This is a genomic window from Streptomyces sp. NPDC006193, assembly GCF_040613915.1.
GTDB lineage: Bacteria > Actinomycetota > Actinomycetes > Streptomycetales > Streptomycetaceae > Streptomyces.
Map to the genome: position 1 here is coordinate 15775 of NZ_JBEXTB010000035.1, position 18755 is coordinate 34529.

Consider the following 18755-nt stretch of genomic DNA (forward strand, 5'->3'; position numbering starts at 1 on the left):
GCCGCCCTGCTGGCCGGCCTGCTGATGGTGCTCGGCCTGCAGGCGGTGCCCGCGGCCGGGCAGCCGGAGGCCGCCGGGGCCGCGGCGGAACAGGTCCTGACCTGGACCGCCGGCGACGACATCACCCGGTACGGGTCGGCGCCCGCCACGGCGGTGGCGGGCCCGGCGACGATCGTCTTCGAGAACAGCGCGGCGACCGGCAACACCATGGGCATGCCGCACACCCTGACCTTCGTCGCCAACGACCCCGAGTACAACAGCGACGTGCAGCTCAACATCCTCGCCAACCCCTTCGACGACCAGGGCGGCCGGCACACCGCCGAGGTCACGCTGACGCCCGGCCGCTACTTCTACCACTGCACGATCCCCGGGCACGGGGAGATGAAGGGCGTGCTGGTGGTGACCCAGGGCGGCGGTGCGGACACCACGGCGCCCACGACGTCGGCGGAGGTCACGGGCACGCGGAACGCCCAGGGCCAGTACGTCGGTTCGGCGAGCGTGACGATCGGCGCCACCGACGACGGCTCGGGTGTCGACCGCGTCGAGTACGCGCTCGGCGCCGACGGCGCCTGGCAGCCGTACACCACGCCCGTCGTCGTCGACCGGGTCGGCGACCACACGGTCCGCTACCGCGCCTTCGACAAGGCGGGCAACGCCGCCGCCGAGAAGAGCGTGGCCTTCACGGTGGTCGCCCGGCCGGCCGACGACACCGTGCCGCCGGAGACCTCCGCGACGGTCAGCGGCGAGCGAGACGCGGACGGGGCGTACATCGGCATGGCCACGGTGACCGTCACCGCCTCCGACACCGGGTCCGGCGTCAACGCCATCGAGTACGCGGTCGGTGACGGCGCCTGGCAGGCGTACACCGCGCCCGTGATGGTGCACCAGACCGGCGTCCACACCGTGCGCTACCGCGCCACCGACAAGGCGGGCAACGTCTCGGCGGAGAAGAACGTGCGGTTCACCGTCGTCGCCGCTCCCCCGCAGGACACCACCCCGCCCGTCACCGGCGCCACCGTGGAGGGCACGAGGAACTCCGCCGGCGCCTACGTCGGCCACGCCAGGGTGACCGTGAGCGCCGCGGACGAGGGCGGATCGGGCGTCGCTGCCGTGGAGTACTCCCTGGACGGCGGCCCCTACCTGGCGTACACCGGGCCCGTGGTCGTCGACCGCGCCGGCGCCCACACCGTGGCGTACCGGGCGAGCGACAGGGCGGGCAACACCTCCGCGCCGCTGACCGTGAGCTTCACGGTGGTGGCCGGCGGCGGGGTGCCCGCGCCGGACTGCCCGGAGTACGACGAGCGGCTGACGGTGATCGTCGGCACGGTCGACTCGGGGGTGCCCAACCGGGTGACGAACAACCGGTGCCGGATCAACGAGCTGATCGAGGACGAGAAGGAATGGACCTCGCACGCCCTGTTCCTCAAGCACGTGACGGGGGTGCTGGACCGGCTGCTGACCGAGGGCGTCCTCGACAAGCGGGAGAGCCGGGCCATCGACAAGGCCGCCCGCAGGTCCGGGATCGGCGAGCCCGGCCGCACCGAGGGCTACCGGACCATCCTCGACGGCACCCCGGAGTCGTTCGCGAAGTGGGAGCAGGTGGGCGGCGGCTCGTTCCGGCCGAACCCGGACGGGTCGATCACCTCCGGCACCACGAAGCCGGGTCTGGGCATGCTGTGGTTCCCCGAGCGGACCTACGGCGACTTCTCGCTGAAACTCCAGTGGCGTGACGACGCCCCCGGTTCCGGAAACGCCAACTCGGGTGTGTTCGTGCGCTTCCCGTGGGTCCACGACCACCCGGAGGAGACACGGCCGGAGTGGGTCGCCATCGAATACGGCCACGAGGTCCAGGTGTTCGACAGCCCCAGTGGCGACATGTACAAGACCGGGTCGGTCTACGGCTTCGACCGGGTGGGGCTCGCCGGCGCCGGAGTGACCCAGAAGGGCACCTGGAACGACTACGAGATCCGGGTGGTGGGCCAGCACTACTCGGTCTACCGCAACGGCGTGCTCATCAACGAGTTCGACAACGTCGGCGGGCTGGAGTTCGAGCCGCCGCGCTCGGGCGACCCCGGCACGGACGGGCGGCGGTTCGCCTCCGGCTACATCGGGCTCCAGGTGCACAGCACGACGGACGTGGTCTCGTTCCGGGACGTCCGGATCAGGGAGTTGTAGACCGCGGTACCGACCGGTCCGCCGTATCCGCCGTTCCCGGTGTCACCGGGCCCGGGCGGGTGCGGCGGACCGCCGCGTCTCCGCGTCCGGGGCAGGCTCCGCGCGCCGGCAGGACGCCGGGCACGGCAAACGGGGTACACGGAGCAGCGACCTGGCAACGACGTACCCCGAAGGTGGCCTCCATGCAGTTCGACGACAACGCCCGTCTGGACGCCTCCGAGGTGGAGGACGTGCGCGGCAGCCGGATCCCCGGTGGCGGAGCGGCCATCGGCGGCGGCATCGCCGGCCTCGTCGCGCTGGTCGTGGCCCTGGTGTTCGGCATCGGCCCCGACGGGCCGGGATCGCCCTCCGGTGGCGGCGGGCCCGCACCGGCCATGTCCTCCCCCGGCCGGGCGGAGCAGTCCTGCCGCACCGGGCAGGACGCCAACACCAAGGACGACTGCCGCATCGTGGCGGTGGTCAACAGCGTCCAGGACTACTGGACGCAGGAGTTCCGGCGCCGCCACCGTTCGTACACCGCGGCGCCGACGGTGTTCTTCAGCCGGCAGGTGGACACGGCCTGCGGCGCCGCCACGTCGGCGGTGGGGCCCTTCTACTGCCCCGGTGACCGGAAGGTCTACCTCGATCTCGACTTCTTCCGCGAACTGCGGACGAAGTTCGGGGCGACCGGCGGGCCCTTCGCCCAGGCCTACGTGGTGGCACACGAGTACGGGCACCACGTCCAGGACCTCGAGGGCACGCTGGAGAAGTCACGGGACGGGCTGACCGGCGCCGACAGCGCCTCGGTCAGGACGGAGCTCCAGGCCGACTGCTACGCCGGCGTGTGGGCGCACCACGCGACGACGGCCGCGGACGAGTCCACGGGCAGGCCGCTGATCACGAGCCTCACGGACGCGGACATCCGGGACGGGCTGGACGCGGCCGCGGCCGTCGGCGACGACCGGATCCAGGAGCGGTACCAGGGGCGGGTGACCCCGGACACCTGGACCCACGGCTCGGCCGAACAGCGTCAGCAGTGGTTCGAGCGTGGCCGCCGCACCGGGGACATGGACCGGTGCGACACCTTCCGCTGAGCGCCGCCGGGACGGCACGGCGGTGACACACCGCGTCCGCCCGCGGCGCCTGCGACCGGCCTGCGACCGGCCGGCGCCTGCGACGGCCGGCGCGACGAGGGCGGAGCGGCGGGGGCGGAGCGGCGGTGCGCCGGCGGCGGCATCCGAGCGGGGCGGACGCCGCGCCGGCGCGACCGGTGTCAGCGGCACCTCCTGCGCAGGGCCGCGAGGTTGTCGTAGCCGATCCGGGCGTACCTCAGCGACTGGCCGGGGTCCGTGGCGCTCGGCGCGTCGTCCTGCTCGACCATCGGATGGTGCCGTGTGCCGACGCGGGAGAAGAACGCGGTGTAGTCGATGTCGCCCGTGCCGAAGGGCACCATCTCGTAGCCCATGCCGTTCGTGGTGTCGACCGTGCCGTCCTTGGCGTGGAAGAGCGGGTAGCGCCTGTTGTGGCGTTCGACGAGCCCGGCCGGGTCGAAGACGCTCTCCCGGGTGGAGCCGTCGTGGGCGGTGTAGGTGCGGAACTTGTACTGGGCGACGTGCGCCCAGAAGACGTCCATCTCCAGCCACACGGACTTCGGGTCGGTGACCTTCAGGAAGTACTCCAGTCTGCGGATGCCGGAGCTGCGGGTGGGGCGGCCCCGGTCGTCCAGCGGGCCCCCGTCGAGCAGGAAGTCGTAGGCCGCGTCGTGGTTGTGGGTGTACAGCTTGACGCCCGCGCGCCGGGCGATCTCGCCGAGCGTGTTCCACTTGTCCGCCGCCACGTCCCAGTCGGCGCGGTAGGCGCTGCCGGTGGGGTCGCCACCGGTGCCCATGTGGTCCATGCCGAGGATGTTGGCGATCTCCAGGTGCTTCTTGAAGGTGTCGAGGTCGGCGGTCGTCAGGGGCCACGAGGACGGGATGAAGCCGTGGTTGCCCTGCGCGCGCAGCCCGTGGGCGTCGAGCCAGGAGCGCAGCAGCCGGGCGCCCGCGACCGACTCCAGGTCGGCGCCGCCGGGGGCGTTGGCGTGCTGGCCGTATCCGGCGAACTCCACCTGCCGGTAGCCGTAGCGCGACAGCTGCGCGAAGACCTCGCGGAAGCCGGAGGGCAGGTCCGTGGCGAGCGGGTCGCGGCCCGTCGCGTCCCGGACGGTGTAGAGGATGATGCCCCGCCGGTCCGCAGGGACGAGGACGTCGCCGCCGTGGCGCCGGTCCCGGCCGCGGTCCTGGGCCAGGGCGGGTGAGGAGCCGAGGACGGGTGCGGCGACGGCCGCGGTGGCGGCGGCGGTGCAGGTGCTGAGGAAGCGGCGGCGGCTGATGCCGAGGGTGCGGCGCAGGGCGTCGCCGGTTCCGGATCCGTCGTTCGAGGCGGTCACGAGGTCTCCCTTTCGGGTCGGTGTGCGGCTGGCGGGCGTGCCGGTGGGTGTCCGGCCGCGCCGGGGACGGTGCCGGTCGGCGCCGGTGGGTGCGCCCGGTGCGCGGGGAGCGAACCGGTGCCCGGGGCGCGTCCGGGAGCGCTGGGGGCGCCGGCCGGTGGCTCGTCGGACCGTGTCAACGACAGACCGGCCAGGCGGAGCAGCAGGGATTTCACCTCGGTGGCCGCGACGCGGTCGCCGAGCGCACGGGGGGTGGAGCACAGGATGAGCGGACCGTCGTCGTCGCTCTCGGGAAGGCGGCCGTGGCTGCCCCGGACGGGCGAGGGGTCCAGCGGCACGACCGCCATGCGGTAGCGCAGGCCGAGCTTCTTGCGGGCCACCGCGCCCGCCGCCTTGACCCTGACGTAGGGATCGAGGGGGTCCAGGAACAGTTCGGCCGGGTCGTAGCCGGGTTTGCGGTGGATCTCGACCAGTTGCGCGAAGTCGGGCGCTCGGGCGTCGTCCAGCCAGTAGTAGTACGTGAACCAGGCGTCCGGTTCCGCGACGGCGACCAGTTCGCCCGAGCGGGGATGGTCGAGGTGATGGGTCTTCTTGCCCTCGTCGTCCAGGAGGCACGCGATGCCGGGCAGGTCGGCGAGGACCGCCCGGGTGGCCGCCAGGTCCTCGGGTCTGCGGACGTAGACGTGGGCGATCTGGTGGTCGGCGACGGCGAAGGCCCGCGAGGCCGCCGGGTCGAGGTATTCCATGCCGTCCTGGGTGTGCACCTCGAGCAGGCCGGCGCGGCGCAGGGCGCGGTTGACGTCGACGGGGCGATCGGCGCGGGTGATGCCGTACTCGGACAGGGCGACGACGGTGCGGCCCGCCGCGCGGGCCTCGTCGAGCAGCGGCGCCACGGCCGCGTCCAGGTCGGCGGCCGCCTTGTGGGAGCGGGGGTCGTCCGGGCCGAAGCGCTGCAGGTCGTAGTCGAGGTGGGGGAGGTAGGCGAGGATCAGGTCGGGGCGGCGGGTGCGCATGACGTGGCGGGTGGCGTCGATGATCCAGCGGCTGGACACGAGGTCGGCGCCGGGGCCCCAGAAGTGGAACAGCGGGAAGGTGCCGAGTTTCTCGGTGAGTTCCCCGTGCAGGGCCGGTGGGCGGGTGTAGCAGTCGGGTTCCTTGCGGCCGTCGGCGTGGTAGACCGGGCGGGGGGTGACGGTGATGTCGGTGTCGGCGCCCATGGCGTACCACCAGCAGATGTTGGCGACCGTGTAGCCGGGGTGGGCGCGGCGTGCGGCGTCCCACAGCTTGTCCCCCGCGACGAGGCGGTTGTGCTGGCGCCACAGCAGCACCTCGCCGAGTTCGCGGAAGTACCAGCCGTTGCCGACGACGCCGTGTTCGCCGGGGTGCGCGCCGGTCAGGAAGGTGGACTGGACGGCGCAGGTCACGGCGGGCAGGACCGTGCCGAGCGGGGCGCGGGAGCCGGACCGGCCGAGCGCCTTCAGCCGGGGCATGTGGTCCAGCAGACGGGGGGTGAGGCCGACGACGTCCAGGACGAGGAGCGGGACGGGGCCACCGGGCGGTGCGTCGGAGTAACTCATGGGAGCTCCTTCAGGCCGAGGTCCGTCAGCAGGTCGCGGGCGAGGGCGAGTTCCGCGGCGATGCCGTCGGCGAGCTGGGAGCGGGTCCGTGGCCGCAGTCCGGGTGGCAGGGCCTGCCAGGTGTAGGTCTCCACCTCCAGGTGCCGGGTCATCGGGTGCGGGCCGCCGACCAGGCCGGTCAGCGCGGCGCGCAGCACGGGCAGGGTGGAGGTGAGGGGAGCGGCGGGAGCCGCGTGCAGGGGCACGTGGAAGTGAGCGCGCCACGGGGAGGTGTCGGGGAGGGCTCCGCCGGCCAGGGCTTCGCCCAGGTCGTCGGTGCCGCGCAGGCCGGTGGCGGTGGCGGTGCGGGTCTGGTGCAGGAAGCGCGGCTCGTCGAAGGCGGCGAGCGCGGCGCGGACCTCGGGGAGGCGGGGGTGTTCGGCGTGCAGGGCGGCGGAGAGCTGGGACTTGACGACGGGGACGCGGGCCGCGGCGAGCGCGGCGAGCGCGGTGTGCGGGTCTTCGAAGGAGGTGGCGAGGTGGCAGGTGTCGACGCAGACGCCGATGCGGGGGTGGCCGATCCGGGTGAGCGGGGCGATGGCGTCGGCGGTGGTCTCCACCGCGCAGCCCGGCTCGGGCTCCAGGCCGACGCGGATGGAGCGGCCGGTGAGGTCGTCGAGGGCGTCGAGGCGTTCGGCCAGGGTGAGCAGGGCCGTGCGGGCGGCCCTGGCACGCTCGTCGTCGTAGGCGGTGCGCCAGGCCAGCGGCAGGGTGGAGACGGTGCCTTCGGTGACGTCCTCCGGCAGGAGGCCGGCGAGGACCCGGGCGAGGGCGGTGGTGTGGGCGAGCCGCTCGGGGTCGGCCCAGTCGGGCCGGTACACGCGGTACTTGACCTCTTCCGCGCCGAAGCCCTGGTAGGGGAAGCCGTTGAGGGTGACGACCTCCAGGCCGCGCCGGTCGAGCGCGCAGCGCAGGCCGCGCAGCGCGGACGGGTCGCTGACGAGGGCGTGGGCGGCGTCCTCGGCCAGCCACAGCCCGATGCCGAGCCGGTCGCGGCCCAGGCGCCGGCGTACGGGTTCGCAGTGGTCGCGGAGCTGGGCGAGGACGCCGTCGAGGGTCTCGGCCGGGTGCACGTTGGTGCAGTAGGCGACGTGGACGGTGGACCCGTCGGGATGGCGGAAGCGCACGGGTCACCCCTCCGGTACCGGGACGCCGCCGCGGTGCTCGCCGTCCCGGTCCGGCCGCAGGCCGTCGTCCCGCAGCTCGCCGCGCAGGACGGAGTTCCCCTCGTGGGTCGCGGCCGTCTCGGGTACGTCGAGGACGAGACGGCCGCTTCGGCCGTAGAAGGCGACCGGGTTGCGCCACAGCACCCGGTCGACGTCGTCCTCGCCGAAGCCCTCGGCGAGCATCAGGTCACCGACCCTGCGGGGCCCCAGCGGGTCGCTTCTGCCCCAGTCGGCCGCGGAGTTGACCAGCACCCGCTCCGTCCCGTAGGCGCGCAGGATCTCCACCATGCGCCGCTCGTCCATCTTGGTGTCGGGATAGACGGAGAAGCCCAGCCAGCAGCCGCTGTCCTTGGCCCGGCGGACCGTCGTCTCGTTCAGGTGGTCGACCAGCACCCGGTCCGGGGCGAGTGCGGACTCCCGCACCACGTCCAGGGTGCGGCGCAGCCCGGCCGCCTTGTCCCGGTGCGGAGTGTGCACCAGGGCCGGCAGCCCGTGGTCGGCGGCCAGCTGCAGCTGCACGGCCAGCGCGGTGTCCTCGGCCGGCGTCATCGCGTCGTAGCCGATCTCCCCGACCGCCACGACCTGGTCCTTGACCAGGTAGCGGGGCAGCTCCTCCAGCACGGGCGTGCAGCGCGGGTCGTTGGCCTCCTTCGGGTTGAGGGCCAGGGTGCAGTGGTGGGTGATGCCGTACTGGGCGGCGCGGTAGGGCTCCCAGCCGAGCAGGGAGTCGAAGTAGTCGCGGAAGGACGCCGGGGAGGTGCGGGGCTGGCCCAGCCAGAAGGCGGGCTCGACCACCGCGCGCACCCCCGCGGCATGCATCGCCTCGTAGTCGTCGGTGGTCCGGGAGGTCATGTGGATGTGCGGGTCGAAGATGCGCATCAGGACTCCTCGCCGTCGGTGCCGTCCGGGTGGGGCCGGGTGGCCGTGGGGTCGGTCAGGGCCAGAACGCGGTACAGGTCGCCGGGCACGGTGCGGCCGGCCGCGGAGCGCTCCGCGGCGTAGTCGCGGAGCATGCGGGCCAGTTCGGCGTCGCCGCGGGCGCGTTGCGGCAGCCCGGCCACCTCGTCGACGGGCACCCCGGTGAACAGGCACTTCAGGACGGCGTGCCGCCAGAGGTGGGCGTCCAGGTGGCGGGCGGCGTAGGGGCCGACGGCGGCGGCGACGAGCCGGGTGTCATGGGTGCGCAGGGCGTCCTCGACCAGCGGCAGGGCGTCGGGGCCCGGCACGAGGTGGGGCAGGGCGTGCAGCACCGCGCGGCGCTCGGCGGCGGTGCCCTGGCGGTAGACGCGGGTCAGGGCGGCCGCGTCCGCGCGGGCCGCGTGCAGGATCAGGAGCCGGGCGACGTCGGCGTGTTCGGGGCCGCAGCGCCGGCCGGCCTCGGCGATGCGCAGTTCCCACACCGAGATGGGGCCGCGGGCGCCGGGGTGGGCGGCCGCTTCGCCCAGCGCCTGGTCGAGCCAGTCCCGGGCGGCGTCGTCGAGCCGGGCGGCGAGGCGGGCACGGAGGTCGTCCGGCCGGATGCGGGCGAGGGTGGTGCCCGGGTGCGTGTGCGGGTCGGTCACGGGGTTCTCCCTTCGGGGCCGGCGCCGGGCGCGCCGGCGAGGCGTGCGTGAGGCGGGGTGCCGCCGGTGTGGGGAGTCCGTCGCGGGTGGCGGGCGGGGTCTTCGGTGGGGTCTGCCGGGCCCGGGGCCGGGGTGTCCGGGGCCGGGGTGTCCGCGGCCGGGGTGTCCGGCAGGGGGTGCCCGGCGGACGCGGCGGCCCGGCGGAGGAAGTCCAGGGAGTGCGCGGCGAAGTGGGGGCCGGCGTGGGAGTGGCGGGGCAGTTCGACGACGGTCAGGCCCTGGTACCCGGTGGCGGCGAGGGCCGCGAGGACGGCCGGGAAGTCGATCTCGCCGTCCCCGAACGGGAGGTGCTCGTGGACGCCGCGGCGCATGTCCTCGATCTGCACGTGCCGCAGCCAGGGGGCGGCGGCGCGTACGCAGTCGGCGGGAGCCAGGGGCTCGAGGCACTGGCAGTGGCCGATGTCGAGGGTGAGTCCGAGGGCGTCCGGGTCGCCGAGCGTCCGGCGGAGGCGGTGGAAGTCGGCGAGGGTCGCGAGCAGATGACCGGGTTCGGGTTCCACGGCGAGCGGGACACCGGCGGCTGCGGCCGCTTCCAGGACCGGGGCGAGTGTCCGCGCCAGCCGGGCCCACGCGGTGTCCTCGTCCGTCGCGGCCGGGGGGACGCCGCTGAAGCAGTGCACCGCGTGGGCGCCGAGGTCCGCGGCGACGCGCACGGCCCGGATCAGCAGGTCGGCGCGGCGGGCGCGGTCGTCCGGGTCGGGGTCGAGCAGCGAGGGCCCGTGTTTGCGGCGCGGGTCGAGCACGTAGCGGGCGCCGGTCTCGACGGTGACCTGCAGGCCGAGCGCGTCCAGCCGCCGCGCGACCCGGCGGGTGCGGGCGGCGAGGTCGCGGGCGAGCGGGTCGAGGTGCATGTGGTCGAGGGTGAGGCCGACGCCGTCGTAGCCGAGGTCGGCGAGCAGGTCCAGGGCGTCGCCGAGGCGGAGGTCGGCGAGGCCGTTGGTGCCGTATCCGAGGCGGATCCGGCGCTGCGGGGCGGTGGCCGCGGCGGGGGTGGGGCTGTGCCGGGCGGGGTGCCCGGCCGGCGGCTCGGGGGCCGGGGTTGCGGCGTTCATGTGATGCTCACCTTCCTCGCGAACCTCCGTGCCGCCGGGGCCAGGGCGGCGGTGAGCAGCGCGGTGGCGCGGGCGCCGGAGCGGGCGGCCAGTGCGGCCTGGAGCGGGATCATGGCGCGGATGCCGCCGCCGACGGCCCGCTGCGTGAGCGGGGGCGAGGGGTTGAGCGCGGCATGGAGGTAGGGCCGGCCGGCGGTCGCGGCGTACGCGACGGCGAGTGCCGCCGGCAGGACGTCACCCGCGGCGGGCCGGGGGGCGCGGTGCGCCGGGGACCGTCCGGGGCCTGCCCGGCCGGCGGTGCCCGCCGGGGAGCCGGTGCGCGGGTCCGCGGCCGCTCCCGTCCCGGTGCGCACCGGTGTCCCGGCGTCCGTGCGGGTCGCGGCGGGCGGTGGGCCCGGCGGGCTGGGGGCGGCTGCTGCCCCTCGGCCCGCCGGGAGTGCGAAGGGGTGGTGCGGATGCCCGGCGGGGCCGGGGGCCGGCGTGCTGCGCGCCGGCTCCCCGGGCGTCCGCGGCCGGGTGCGGCGGCGGCTCAGCAGGTGGGTCAGGACGCCGGTCGCGGTCAGTGCCGCCAGAGGAGCCCGCGAGGAGCCTCCCCGGGCCTCCTGCCGGGAGACCGCCGTCACCGCGAGGGTGTGGGCGCCGAGCAGCGCCGCGGGGGCGAGGGCCTCGCGGGTGCGCCCGGCGGTGGCCGCGGCGCCGAGGAGCAGGTCCAGGCTCCTGGCCGCGGCCATCGCCGCCGGGCCTGCCGGGGTGTGCTTCAGGGCGAGGTCGTACGCCCAGACGGTGCCCGCGAGGGGGACGGCGACCGCGAGCGCGGGGCGGCCGGCGCGGGCGGCCAGGGCCAGGCCGGCGCCGGTGAGGGCGCCGGCCGCGGCGAGCGCGGCGGCCGGGCGTATGCGGCCGGACGGGAGGGGGCGGTGCGGGCGTTCCGCGGCGTCCTCGTGGCGGTCGGCCCAGTCGTTGAGGGCCATGCCCGCCTCGTACAGGAGGAGGGAGGAGCCGACGGCGAGGAGGGTGCGGGGGCCGGGGCGCGGGGCGACCGCGGCCGCGCCGGCCAGGGCGTCACCGGGGACGGTGAACAGGGCGGGCACCCGCAGGAGTTCCGCCCAGGCGGTGAGGCGGGGGCGGGCCGGCGGGCCGGGCCGGCGGCTCACCGGTCGCTCTCCCGCAGCCGCCGCGCGAACCGCACGAGGGCCGCGTACTGCTCGCCGAGGGCGGAGGGGCCCTGGCCCACCGGGTCCTTGAAGTAGAAGCCGAGGCCGGCGAGGGGACCGGTGAGCCCGGCCTCGTGGGCCCGGGCGGTGAGCCGGGCCAGATCCAGGACCAGGGGCGCGGCCAGGGCCGAGTCGCAGCCCTGCCAGGTGGTCTGGAGCACCATGCGCGCGCCGAGGAAGCCGTCGAAGGCGATGTGGTCCCAGGCGGTCTTCCAGTCGCCGAGGGCGGGCACGTCGTCGATGTGGACCTGCCCCTCGGGGGCGGTGCCGAGCGTGTCGGCGAGGACGCGTTCCTTGCCCGCGTTCTTCGCGGCGGCGGCAGCGGGGTCCGCCAGGGCGGCGCCGTCCCCGCCGCCGAGCAGGTTGGTGCCGGACCAGGCGCGTACCGCGAGGGCGCGCTGCGCGAACATCGGGCCCAGCACGGACCGCAGGAGCGTCTGACCGGTCTTGCCGTCGCGTCCGGCGTAGGGGAGGCCGGACGACTGGACCGCCCGTGCCAGCGCCGGGTGCTGCAGGCCGGTGGAGGGCGTGAAGTTCACGTACGGGCAGCCGGCGCGCAGGGCGGCTGCGGCGTAGAGGGAGCTGGCGGGAAGGTCCCGGCCGGTCGGTGCGGGCTCGGTGGACGCGACGTTGACCACGACGGCCCGGGCGAGGCCGTGGCGGTGCACGAAGTCCTGGATGTCGCTCGCGAACGCCGTCACCAGGTCCTCGGGGTCGCGCGTGTCTCCGGGGAGGGGGCCGCCCGCTCTGATCTCGCGGTCGGCGGCGGTGAGTTCGGCGGCGACGGCGGACGGCAGGCCGTGCGGGAGGACGCCGCCGGCGGCGAGCGCCTCGGCGCGTTTGGGCAGCGGGCAGCTCAGCGTGTCGTGCCCGCCGAAGACGAGGGACGGCAGGCCGGGCAGGCCGCAGCCGGCGAAGGGGGCGGTCTCGGTGACCATCCCGGTGGGCGGATGCAGACCCGCGGTGACGGCGGCGCACCCGGCGACGACGGTGGTGGCGACGGAGCCGCGTGCTCCGATCAGCCAGACACCGACTCGGGCGGGGGGAAGGGACGCGGACATGGGCAGCCTCCTTGTCGTGCGCGATCCCGGGCAGCGTGCGAGTGCCGGAGCGGTGGGGCCGGCACGGCGGACGGGGGTCCGCAGTCCCCCGTCCGCCGCCGCTCAGCCGGCCTTCACGGGCAGTTCCTTGATCCGCACGTCGCGGAAGGACACCGTGTCGTCGGCTCCGTGGTTCTGCAGGCCGATGTGCCCGTCACGCAGGCTCCGGGCCGGATCGGTGTTGGTGAAGTCGTTGATCTTCACACCGTTGAGATAGATGCGGACCCGTTCGCCCTCCACACGGATCTCGTACGTGTTCCACTCCCCCGGCGGGTTCAGCGCGCGATCGCGCTTGTCCAGGTCGGCGGACCGGAAGCCGTAGACGGATCCGGTGGTCTTCTCGGGCACGTCCGTGGCGTCGATCTGGATCTCGTAACCGTTGTCCACCGCCGACCACGGGTCGTCCGAGGGCGGGAAGCCCACGAACACGCCGGAGTTGTCGTCGCCGGCGGTCTTCCAGTCGAGCTTCAGGGAGTACGCGCCGAAGCTCTTGCCCGCGTACCAGAGCAGGCCCATGCCGCCGGTCGACGTCAGCGTGCCGTCGTCGCCGAGGGTGAACGAGCCGGGGCCCGCCTGCTTCCAGTCGGTCAGCGATTCCCGGGTGCCGTCGAACAGCGGCCGGTAGCCGGTCTCCGGGCGGCAGTCCGCCTGTGCGGCGCCGGTCGCCCAGCGGATCCCGCCCAGCAGGTGCTGCCGGAAGGCGGGTTCGGCGTAGGACTCCCCGGTGTGGCCGCCGCCGGTGTAGAAGGCGCGGCCGCCCTGGTAGGTCTGGCACCAGGCGATCGGATGGTCGCCGTTCATGGCGCCGCCGGTGTACGACGACTCGTCGAGCGTGGCGAGGATGCGGGCCCGCGCCCGGGGGTTCGAGCGGTAGTCGTACCACTCGTCGGTGCGGTTCCAGACCCCGGGCAGCGCGGCGGTCGCCGGGTGTCCGCGGTCCTCGACGTCCACCCGGGCCGGCTGGACCGCCGGGTGCGACCGGAAGTAGGCGCCGACCAGGCCCCCGTAGAAGGCCCAGTCGTACTCGGTGTCGGCGGCGGCGTGCACGCCGACGTACCCGCCGCCGCCCCGGATGTACCCCTCGAAGGCGCGCTGCTGGGCGCCGTCGAGGACGTCGCCGGTCGTGGACAGGAAGACGACCGCGGCGTACCGCTGCAGGTTCGCCGCGGTGAACGCCCCGGCGTCCTCGGTGGCGTCGACCGCGAAGCCGGCCGTGGCGCCGAGCTCCTGCACGGCGGCGACGCCTTCGGGGATCGAGTCGTGCCGGTAGCCGGCCGTCTTGGAGAAGACGAGCACCCGCTCGTCGGGGGACGGGGCGCCGGTCGTGGACGCGGCCGGTCCCGTCACGCAGCCGAGGAGCAGGGCGGCTCCGACGACGGCGGTCGCTGTGCGTGCTGGTGTCGCCATACGACTCACTCCTTTCAGCCGGTCGTGAAGGTGAAGTCGTCCACGTCGTACAGGGCCCGGGTGCCGCTGCCGCGGAAGACCAGGTGGAGCGTCGTGGTGCCCGCGGGGGCCCTGGAGAGGTCCGCGGTGACGTCCTGGAAGGTCTCCCAGCCGCCGGTCACCGGGACGGTCGCCTTGCCCAGGAGCCGTCCGGTCGGCGAACCGGCGCGTATCTCGAGGGTGCCGCCCGCGCCGGCCGAGGAGACGCGCGCCGTGATCTTCCGGGCGTTGCCGAGGGCGTACGGCGTGAAGGAGATCCAGTCGCCGTCGTGGATGTCGCCCACCGTCCTGCCGCCGTGCGCGGCGGCCTTGGTGATCACCGCGACGCCCGAGGAGCCGCCGAAGTGCTCGGCCTGGCGGTGCCGTGGCTGGACGACGTTCTGGTCGTGCGAGGTGAGGGCCGCCTGGCCGCCGCCTCCGCCGTCGGTGTACTCGGCGTCGAAGACGCCGAAGATGTTGGCGTCCTCGTCGTGGCCGCCGTCGGCGCTGGTCCTGATGGTGCCGGAGCAGCCGTTGGCCGAGGTCAGCGGGTGTCCGTGGCTGTCGTGGCCGAGGATGAAGCTGACCTTGACCTTGGAGCAGTCGATGCTTTGGTCCTCCGGGTCGGTGACCTGCACCGTGAACGGCACCGCGTCCCCGAAGTCGAACAGCTGCCCGTTCTGGGGGAGTTGCAGGGTGACGGTGGGGGCGGTGTTGCCGACGACGACCTGCACGCCGGCGCTTCCGGTGCGGCCGGTGCCGTCCTTGGCGGTGAGCGTCGCCGTGTAGGTGCCGTTGCCGCGGTACCGGTGGGTGGGGTTGGCCTCGGTGGAGGTGGTGCCGTCGCCGAAGTCCCACCGGTAGGTGAGCGTGTCGCCGTCGGCGTCGGTCGTGCCGGCGGAGGAGAAGCGGACCTTCAGCGGCGCCTGGCCCGAGGTCCGGTCGGCGGCGGCCTGCGCGACCGGTGAGTGGCCGCCGGTGGCGTTCTCGATGCGGTACAGCGCGGAGTTGGCGTCGCCGCCGAACCATCCGGTGCCGTAGTCGAGGACGTACAGCGCGCCGTCGGGGCCGAACGCCATGTCCATCACCTGGGTGCCGTTCCACGGCACGGGGTTGATCGACTGGACGGTCCCGTTGGCGTCGCTGGAGATGCGCTTGATCCAGCGGCGGCCGAACTCGCCGGCGAAGAAGTCGCCGTCGTACGCCTCCGGGAACTTGACGGGCGAGTCGAGCGAGGCGTCGTAGCGGTAGACCGGTCCGCCCATCGGGGATTCGGAGCCGTCGCCGAACTCGGGCACCAACGGCCCGTCGTAGGGGATCCAGGCCGGCTGCGCCGGGGGCAGGTCGGTCAGGCCCGTGTTGTGGGGCGAGGTGTTCTTCGGGGCGGCGCAGTCGAAGGCCTCACCGGACGTCCTGGTGGCGAAGTCGAAGTCGCGGTAGGCGTCGTTGTCGCCGGTGCAGTACGGCCAGCCGAAGTTGCCGGGTGCGGTGACGCGCGCGAACTCGACCTGGCCGGCGGGGCCGCGGGCCGGGTCGGCCGCGCCCGCGTCGGGGCCGTAGTCGCCGACGTAGAGGACGCCGGTGGCCTTGTCCACGCTGAAGCGGAACGGGTTGCGGAAGCCCATCGCGTAGATCTCCGGGCGTGTCCTGTCCGTTCCGGGGGCGAAGAGGTTGCCGTCGGGTATCGAGTACGAACCGTCGGCCTCGACCTTGATCCGCAGGATCTTGCCGCGCAGGTCGTCGGTGTTGGCCGAGGTGCGCTGGGCGTCGAAGGCCGGGTTGCGGTCGGCGCGTTCGTCGATGGGGGTGAAGCCGTCGGACTGGAAGGGGTTGGAGTCGTCCCCGGTCGACAGGTACAGGTTGCCGGCCGCGTCGAAGTCGATGTCACCGCCGACGTGGCAGCAGATCCCGCGGGACGTCCGCACGTCGAGGATCTTCTTCTCGCTCGCCGTGTCGAGGGTGCCGTCCGTCTTCAGGACGAACCGGGAGAGCCGGTTGACGCCGTCGAAGCGCGCGAAGTCCGCGGCGGTGCCGGTCTCGGGGGCGTCGCCCTCGGGGGTGTCGAGCCGCGGCGCGTAGTAGAGGTAGACGAAGCGGTTGTCGGCGAAGTGGGGATCGACGCCGACTCCCTGCAGGCCCTCCTCGTCGTGCGTGTAGACGTCGAGTCGGCCGGCGATGCGGGTGCCGCCCCCGGCGTCGGTGATGCGGAGCACTCCGTCGCGCGAGGTGTGCAGGACCGAGCGGTCCGGGAGCACGGCGAGCGACATGGGCTCGCCGACCTCGGGCTCGCCCTTGGCGAGGGTCACCTGCTGGAAGTCCTCGGCGGCCGCCGCCTCGCGGCCGGTGCCGGCCGCGCCGGCCTGCGGGGCGGCGAGGGTGAGGGACGCGCCGGCGAGCAGGGCTGTGCCGAGCAGGGCCAGCGCCTTGCGTAAGGCCGGGCGTCTGCGGTGCGCGGCGCCGTCGGTGCGGGTGGTGTCGTGTTTCCCGTGCACAAGTGCCTCCAGGTGGGGCTGGTTGTACTGGCGGGTGCGGGTGGACCGGGATGCGCGCGTCGTCCCGGACGTCACAGGTGTCGCGTGCCGGTGGCCGCCGGACGGCCGGACCGCGCGCGAGCGTGGGGTCGCGCGGGGCGATGCCGTGCGGCGGTCTCCTGGCCGCCGCCGGTCCGTGCCGGCGGACCGGCTAGCCGTTGCCGCCGAACGCCGCGTCGAAGGAGGCCGACGGCGGCTCGAAGTCGTAGGCCCTGAGGCGGCTCAGGGCCTCCGGGGCGCCCTGGAGCCGGTCCATGCCGGCGTCCTCCCACTCGACGGAGACGGGACCTCGGTAGCCGATGGAGCGCAGCATCCGGAAGACGTCCTCCCAGGGCACGTCACCGTGGCCGGCGGAGACGAAGTCCCAGCCGCGGCGCGGGTCGCCCCAGGGCAGGTGCGAGCCGAGGCGGCCGTTGCGCCCGTCGAGGCGTCTGCGGGCCTCCTTGCAGTCGACGTGGTAGATGCGGTCGCGGAAGTCCCACAGGAAGCCGACGGGGTCGAGGTCCTGCCACACGAAGTGCGACGGGTCGAAGTTGAGGCCGAAGGCCGGCCGGCGCCCGACGGCCTCCAGGGCGCGGTGCGTGGTCCAGTAGTCGTAGGCGATCTCGCTCGGGTGGACCTCGTGGGCGAACCGCACGCCCTCGGCGTCGAAGACGTCGAGGATCGGGTTCCAGCGCGACGCGAAGTCGTCGTAGCCGCGCTCGATCATGGACTCGGGAGCGGGCGGGAACATGGCGACCAGGTGCCAGATCGCGGAGCCGGTGAAGCCGACGACCGTGTCGACGCCGAAGGCCGCCGCCGCGCGGGCCGTGTCGGCCATCTCGGCCGCGGCCCGCCGCCGTACGCCCTCGGGTTCGCCGTCGCCCCAGATGCGGGCGGGCAGGATGGCGCGGTGGCGCTCGTCGATGATCGCGTCGCAGACCGCCTGGCCCACCAGGTGGTTGGAGACGGCCCAGCACTTGAGGCCGTGGGCGTCGAGCAACCGGTGCCGCGACGCCAGGTAGCCGGGGTCGCGGAGGGCCTTGTCGACCTCGAAGTGGTCGCCCCAGCAGGCGAGTTCCAGACCGTCGTAGCCGAAGTCGCGGGCCAGCCGGCAGACCTCCTCCAGCGGCAGGTCGGCCCACTGACCGGTGAAGAGCGTGAACGCGCGCGGCATGCTAGAGGCCTCCTGCGACCGTTACGGGGGTGTAGACGGAGTTCTTCCCGGCGCTCTCCTCCACTGCCGCGAGGACGCGCTGCACCTGCAGCCCGTCGGCGAAGGAGGGGTCCGGCCGGCGGCCCTCGGCGACGGCCCGCACCAGGTCGCGGGCCTGGTGCACGAAGGTGTGCTCGTAGCCGAGGCCGTGGCCCGGCGGCCACCACGCGTCGAGGTAGGGGTGGTCGGCCTCGGTGACCAGGATGCGGCGGAAGCCCGCGTGCGCGGCCGGCTCGGTGGCGTCGTGGTAGGAGAGTTCGTTGAGGCGCTCCAGGTCGAAGGCCAGCGAGCCGCGCTCGCCGTTGAGTTCGACGCGCAGGGCGTTCTTGCGTCCGGTGGCGTACCGGGTGGCCTCGAAGGAGGCGAGCGCCCCGGAGGGGAAGCGGCCGGTGAACAGCACGGCGTCGTCCACGGTGACCTCTCCGGTGCCGTCGGCCGCGGGGGCGGCGGGTGCGTCGGCCGCCGCGCCGGGCAGGGGACGCCGGCGTACGAACGTCTCGGTGAGCGCGGAGACCCCGGCGAGCCGCTCCCCGGTCAGGTGCTGGGCGAGGTCGACGATGTGCGCGCCGAGGTCGCCGAGGGCGCCCGACCCGGCCCGTTCCCTGCGCAGCCGCCAGGTCAGCGGGAAGGCGGGGTCGACCAGCCAGTCCTGGAGATAGGTCACGCGGACGTGGCGCAGGGCGCCCAGCCGGCCCTCGGCGACCATGGTCCGGGCCAGCGCGGTGGCGGGTACCCGGCGGTAGTTGAAGCCGACCATGGCCACCTGTCCGCGCCGGTGGGCCGTTTCGGCCGCCTCGGTCATGGCCTCGGCCTCCTCGACGGAGTTGGCGAGGGGCTTCTCGCACAGGACGTGCTTGCCGGCGGCGAGGGCGGCGAGGGCGATCTCGGCGTGGCTGTCGCCGGGGGTGCAGATGTCGACGAGGTCGACGTCGTCCCGTGCGATCAGGGCCCGCCAGTCGGTCTCGGCGGCGGCCCAGCCGTGCCGTTCGGCCGCGGCCCGCACCGCCTGTCCGTCGCGTCCGCAGATCGCGGCGAGGACGGGCCGGCGCGGCAGGTCGAAGACGTGGCCGACGGTCCGCCACCCCTGGGAGTGCGCGGCCCCCATGAAGGCGTAGCCGACCATGCCCACGCCGAGCGGCGGCCTGCCGGAACCGTCGCCCGTGTCGTCGCCGGGGCTCGCGCCGGTCCGGGCCCCTGCGTGCGCCCCGGCCCCGGCGGGCTGCTGCGGCTGTCCCATGCGGTGTCCTCCTCG

General features: G+C 74.6%; 14 protein-coding genes. 2 read left to right on the top strand and 12 right to left on the bottom strand.

What is annotated here, in order from left to right; genetic code table 11:
- The first annotated feature begins 24 nt into the window (after nucleotides 1–24).
- Together ABZ261_RS25520 and ABZ261_RS25525 are read left to right on the top strand one after the other, a co-directional pair.
- Nucleotides 25–2175: a family 16 glycoside hydrolase gene (locus tag ABZ261_RS25520; protein ID WP_356863056.1), complete on the top strand. Its 2151-nt coding sequence runs from the start codon at nucleotides 25–27 to the stop codon at nucleotides 2173–2175.
- A 182-nt stretch (nucleotides 2176–2357) separates the two neighbouring features.
- A complete protein-coding gene (locus ABZ261_RS25525) occupies nucleotides 2358–3248 on the top strand; it encodes a neutral zinc metallopeptidase (RefSeq protein WP_356862964.1) in 891 nt (296 codons plus the stop codon).
- Nucleotides 3249–3427: 179 nt separating this feature from the next.
- Here ABZ261_RS25525 and ABZ261_RS25530 read toward each other — a convergent pair whose 3' ends face one another.
- The 12 genes from ABZ261_RS25530 to ABZ261_RS25585 all read right to left on the bottom strand — a co-directional run bounded on the left by ABZ261_RS25530 (nucleotide 3428) and on the right by ABZ261_RS25585 (nucleotide 18740).
- Nucleotides 3428–4582 (bottom strand): TIM barrel protein, encoded by a 1155-nt coding sequence (locus ABZ261_RS25530; RefSeq protein WP_356862966.1) that lies wholly within the window; start codon nucleotides 4580–4582, stop codon nucleotides 3428–3430.
- Nucleotides 4579–6159 carry an alkaline phosphatase family protein gene (locus tag ABZ261_RS25535; RefSeq protein ID WP_356862968.1) on the bottom strand — a complete coding sequence of 527 codons (1581 nt, stop codon included), beginning with the start codon at nucleotides 6157–6159 and terminating at the stop codon, nucleotides 4579–4581. The genes ABZ261_RS25530 and ABZ261_RS25535 overlap by 4 nt, the downstream gene beginning before the upstream one ends.
- The gene (gene eboE, locus ABZ261_RS25540; RefSeq protein ID WP_356862970.1) at nucleotides 6156–7325 is read right to left on the bottom strand and encodes a metabolite traffic protein EboE; all 1170 of its coding nucleotides are present in this window, start codon (nucleotides 7323–7325) and stop codon (nucleotides 6156–6158) included. Before eboE ends, ABZ261_RS25535 begins: the two co-directional genes overlap by 4 nt.
- Before the next feature lie 3 nt (nucleotides 7326–7328).
- A complete protein-coding gene (locus tag ABZ261_RS25545; protein ID WP_356862972.1) occupies nucleotides 7329–8243 on the bottom strand; it encodes a TatD family hydrolase in 915 nt (304 codons plus the stop codon).
- Nucleotides 8243–8926, bottom strand: a complete 684-nt coding sequence (locus ABZ261_RS25550; RefSeq protein WP_356862973.1) for an EboA domain-containing protein — start codon at nucleotides 8924–8926, stop codon at nucleotides 8243–8245. Before ABZ261_RS25550 ends, ABZ261_RS25545 begins: the two co-directional genes overlap by 1 nt.
- Nucleotides 8923–10038, bottom strand: coding sequence for a sugar phosphate isomerase/epimerase family protein (locus tag ABZ261_RS25555; protein WP_356862975.1), 1116 nt, complete (start codon nucleotides 10036–10038; stop codon nucleotides 8923–8925). Before ABZ261_RS25555 ends, ABZ261_RS25550 begins: the two co-directional genes overlap by 4 nt.
- On the bottom strand, nucleotides 10035–11192 hold the full coding sequence (locus ABZ261_RS25560; RefSeq protein WP_356862976.1) for an SCO3242 family prenyltransferase: 1158 nt from the start codon (nucleotides 11190–11192) through the stop codon (nucleotides 10035–10037). The genes ABZ261_RS25555 and ABZ261_RS25560 overlap by 4 nt, the downstream gene beginning before the upstream one ends.
- Entirely contained in the window at nucleotides 11189–12313 is a 1125-nt protein-coding gene (locus tag ABZ261_RS25565) for an inositol-3-phosphate synthase (RefSeq protein ID WP_356862977.1), read from the bottom strand. The genes ABZ261_RS25560 and ABZ261_RS25565 overlap by 4 nt, the downstream gene beginning before the upstream one ends.
- A gap of 102 nt (nucleotides 12314–12415) precedes the next feature.
- Nucleotides 12416–13759: a ThuA domain-containing protein gene (locus ABZ261_RS25570; RefSeq protein WP_356862979.1), complete on the bottom strand. Its 1344-nt coding sequence runs from the start codon at nucleotides 13757–13759 to the stop codon at nucleotides 12416–12418.
- A 14-nt stretch (nucleotides 13760–13773) separates the two neighbouring features.
- Nucleotides 13774–16269, bottom strand: coding sequence for a PQQ-dependent sugar dehydrogenase (locus tag ABZ261_RS25575; protein ID WP_356862981.1), 2496 nt, complete (start codon nucleotides 16267–16269; stop codon nucleotides 13774–13776).
- A gap of 190 nt (nucleotides 16270–16459) precedes the next feature.
- On the bottom strand, nucleotides 16460–17464 hold the full coding sequence (locus ABZ261_RS25580) for a sugar phosphate isomerase/epimerase family protein (RefSeq protein ID WP_356862983.1): 1005 nt from the start codon (nucleotides 17462–17464) through the stop codon (nucleotides 16460–16462).
- Nucleotide 17465: 1 nt separating this feature from the next.
- The gene (locus ABZ261_RS25585; RefSeq protein ID WP_356862985.1) at nucleotides 17466–18740 is read right to left on the bottom strand and encodes a Gfo/Idh/MocA family oxidoreductase; all 1275 of its coding nucleotides are present in this window, start codon (nucleotides 18738–18740) and stop codon (nucleotides 17466–17468) included.
- Nucleotides 18741–18755: the final 15 nt, after the last annotated feature.

Bases quoted from the DNA above. Each gene is read 5' to 3' on its own strand.
- ABZ261_RS25585 (WP_356862985.1), bottom strand. From the start codon at position 18,740: ATGGGACAGCCGCAGCAGCCCGCCGGGGCCGGGGCGCACGCAGGGGCC.
- ABZ261_RS25565 (WP_356862977.1), bottom strand. From the start codon at position 12,313: ATGTCCGCGTCCCTTCCCCCCGCCCGAGTCGGTGTCTGGCTGATCGGA.
- ABZ261_RS25545 (WP_356862972.1), bottom strand. From the start codon at position 8,243: ATGCGCATCTTCGACCCGCACATCCACATGACCTCCCGGACCACCGAC.
- ABZ261_RS25520 (WP_356863056.1), top strand. From the start codon at position 25: ATGGTGCTCGGCCTGCAGGCGGTGCCCGCGGCCGGGCAGCCGGAGGCC.
- ABZ261_RS25570 (WP_356862979.1), bottom strand. From the start codon at position 13,759: ATGGCGACACCAGCACGCACAGCGACCGCCGTCGTCGGAGCCGCCCTG.
- ABZ261_RS25525 (WP_356862964.1), top strand. From the start codon at position 2,358: ATGCAGTTCGACGACAACGCCCGTCTGGACGCCTCCGAGGTGGAGGAC.
- ABZ261_RS25555 (WP_356862975.1), bottom strand. From the start codon at position 10,038: ATGAACGCCGCAACCCCGGCCCCCGAGCCGCCGGCCGGGCACCCCGCC.
- ABZ261_RS25580 (WP_356862983.1), bottom strand. From the start codon at position 17,464: ATGCCGCGCGCGTTCACGCTCTTCACCGGTCAGTGGGCCGACCTGCCG.
- ABZ261_RS25535 (WP_356862968.1), bottom strand. From the start codon at position 6,159: ATGAGTTACTCCGACGCACCGCCCGGTGGCCCCGTCCCGCTCCTCGTC.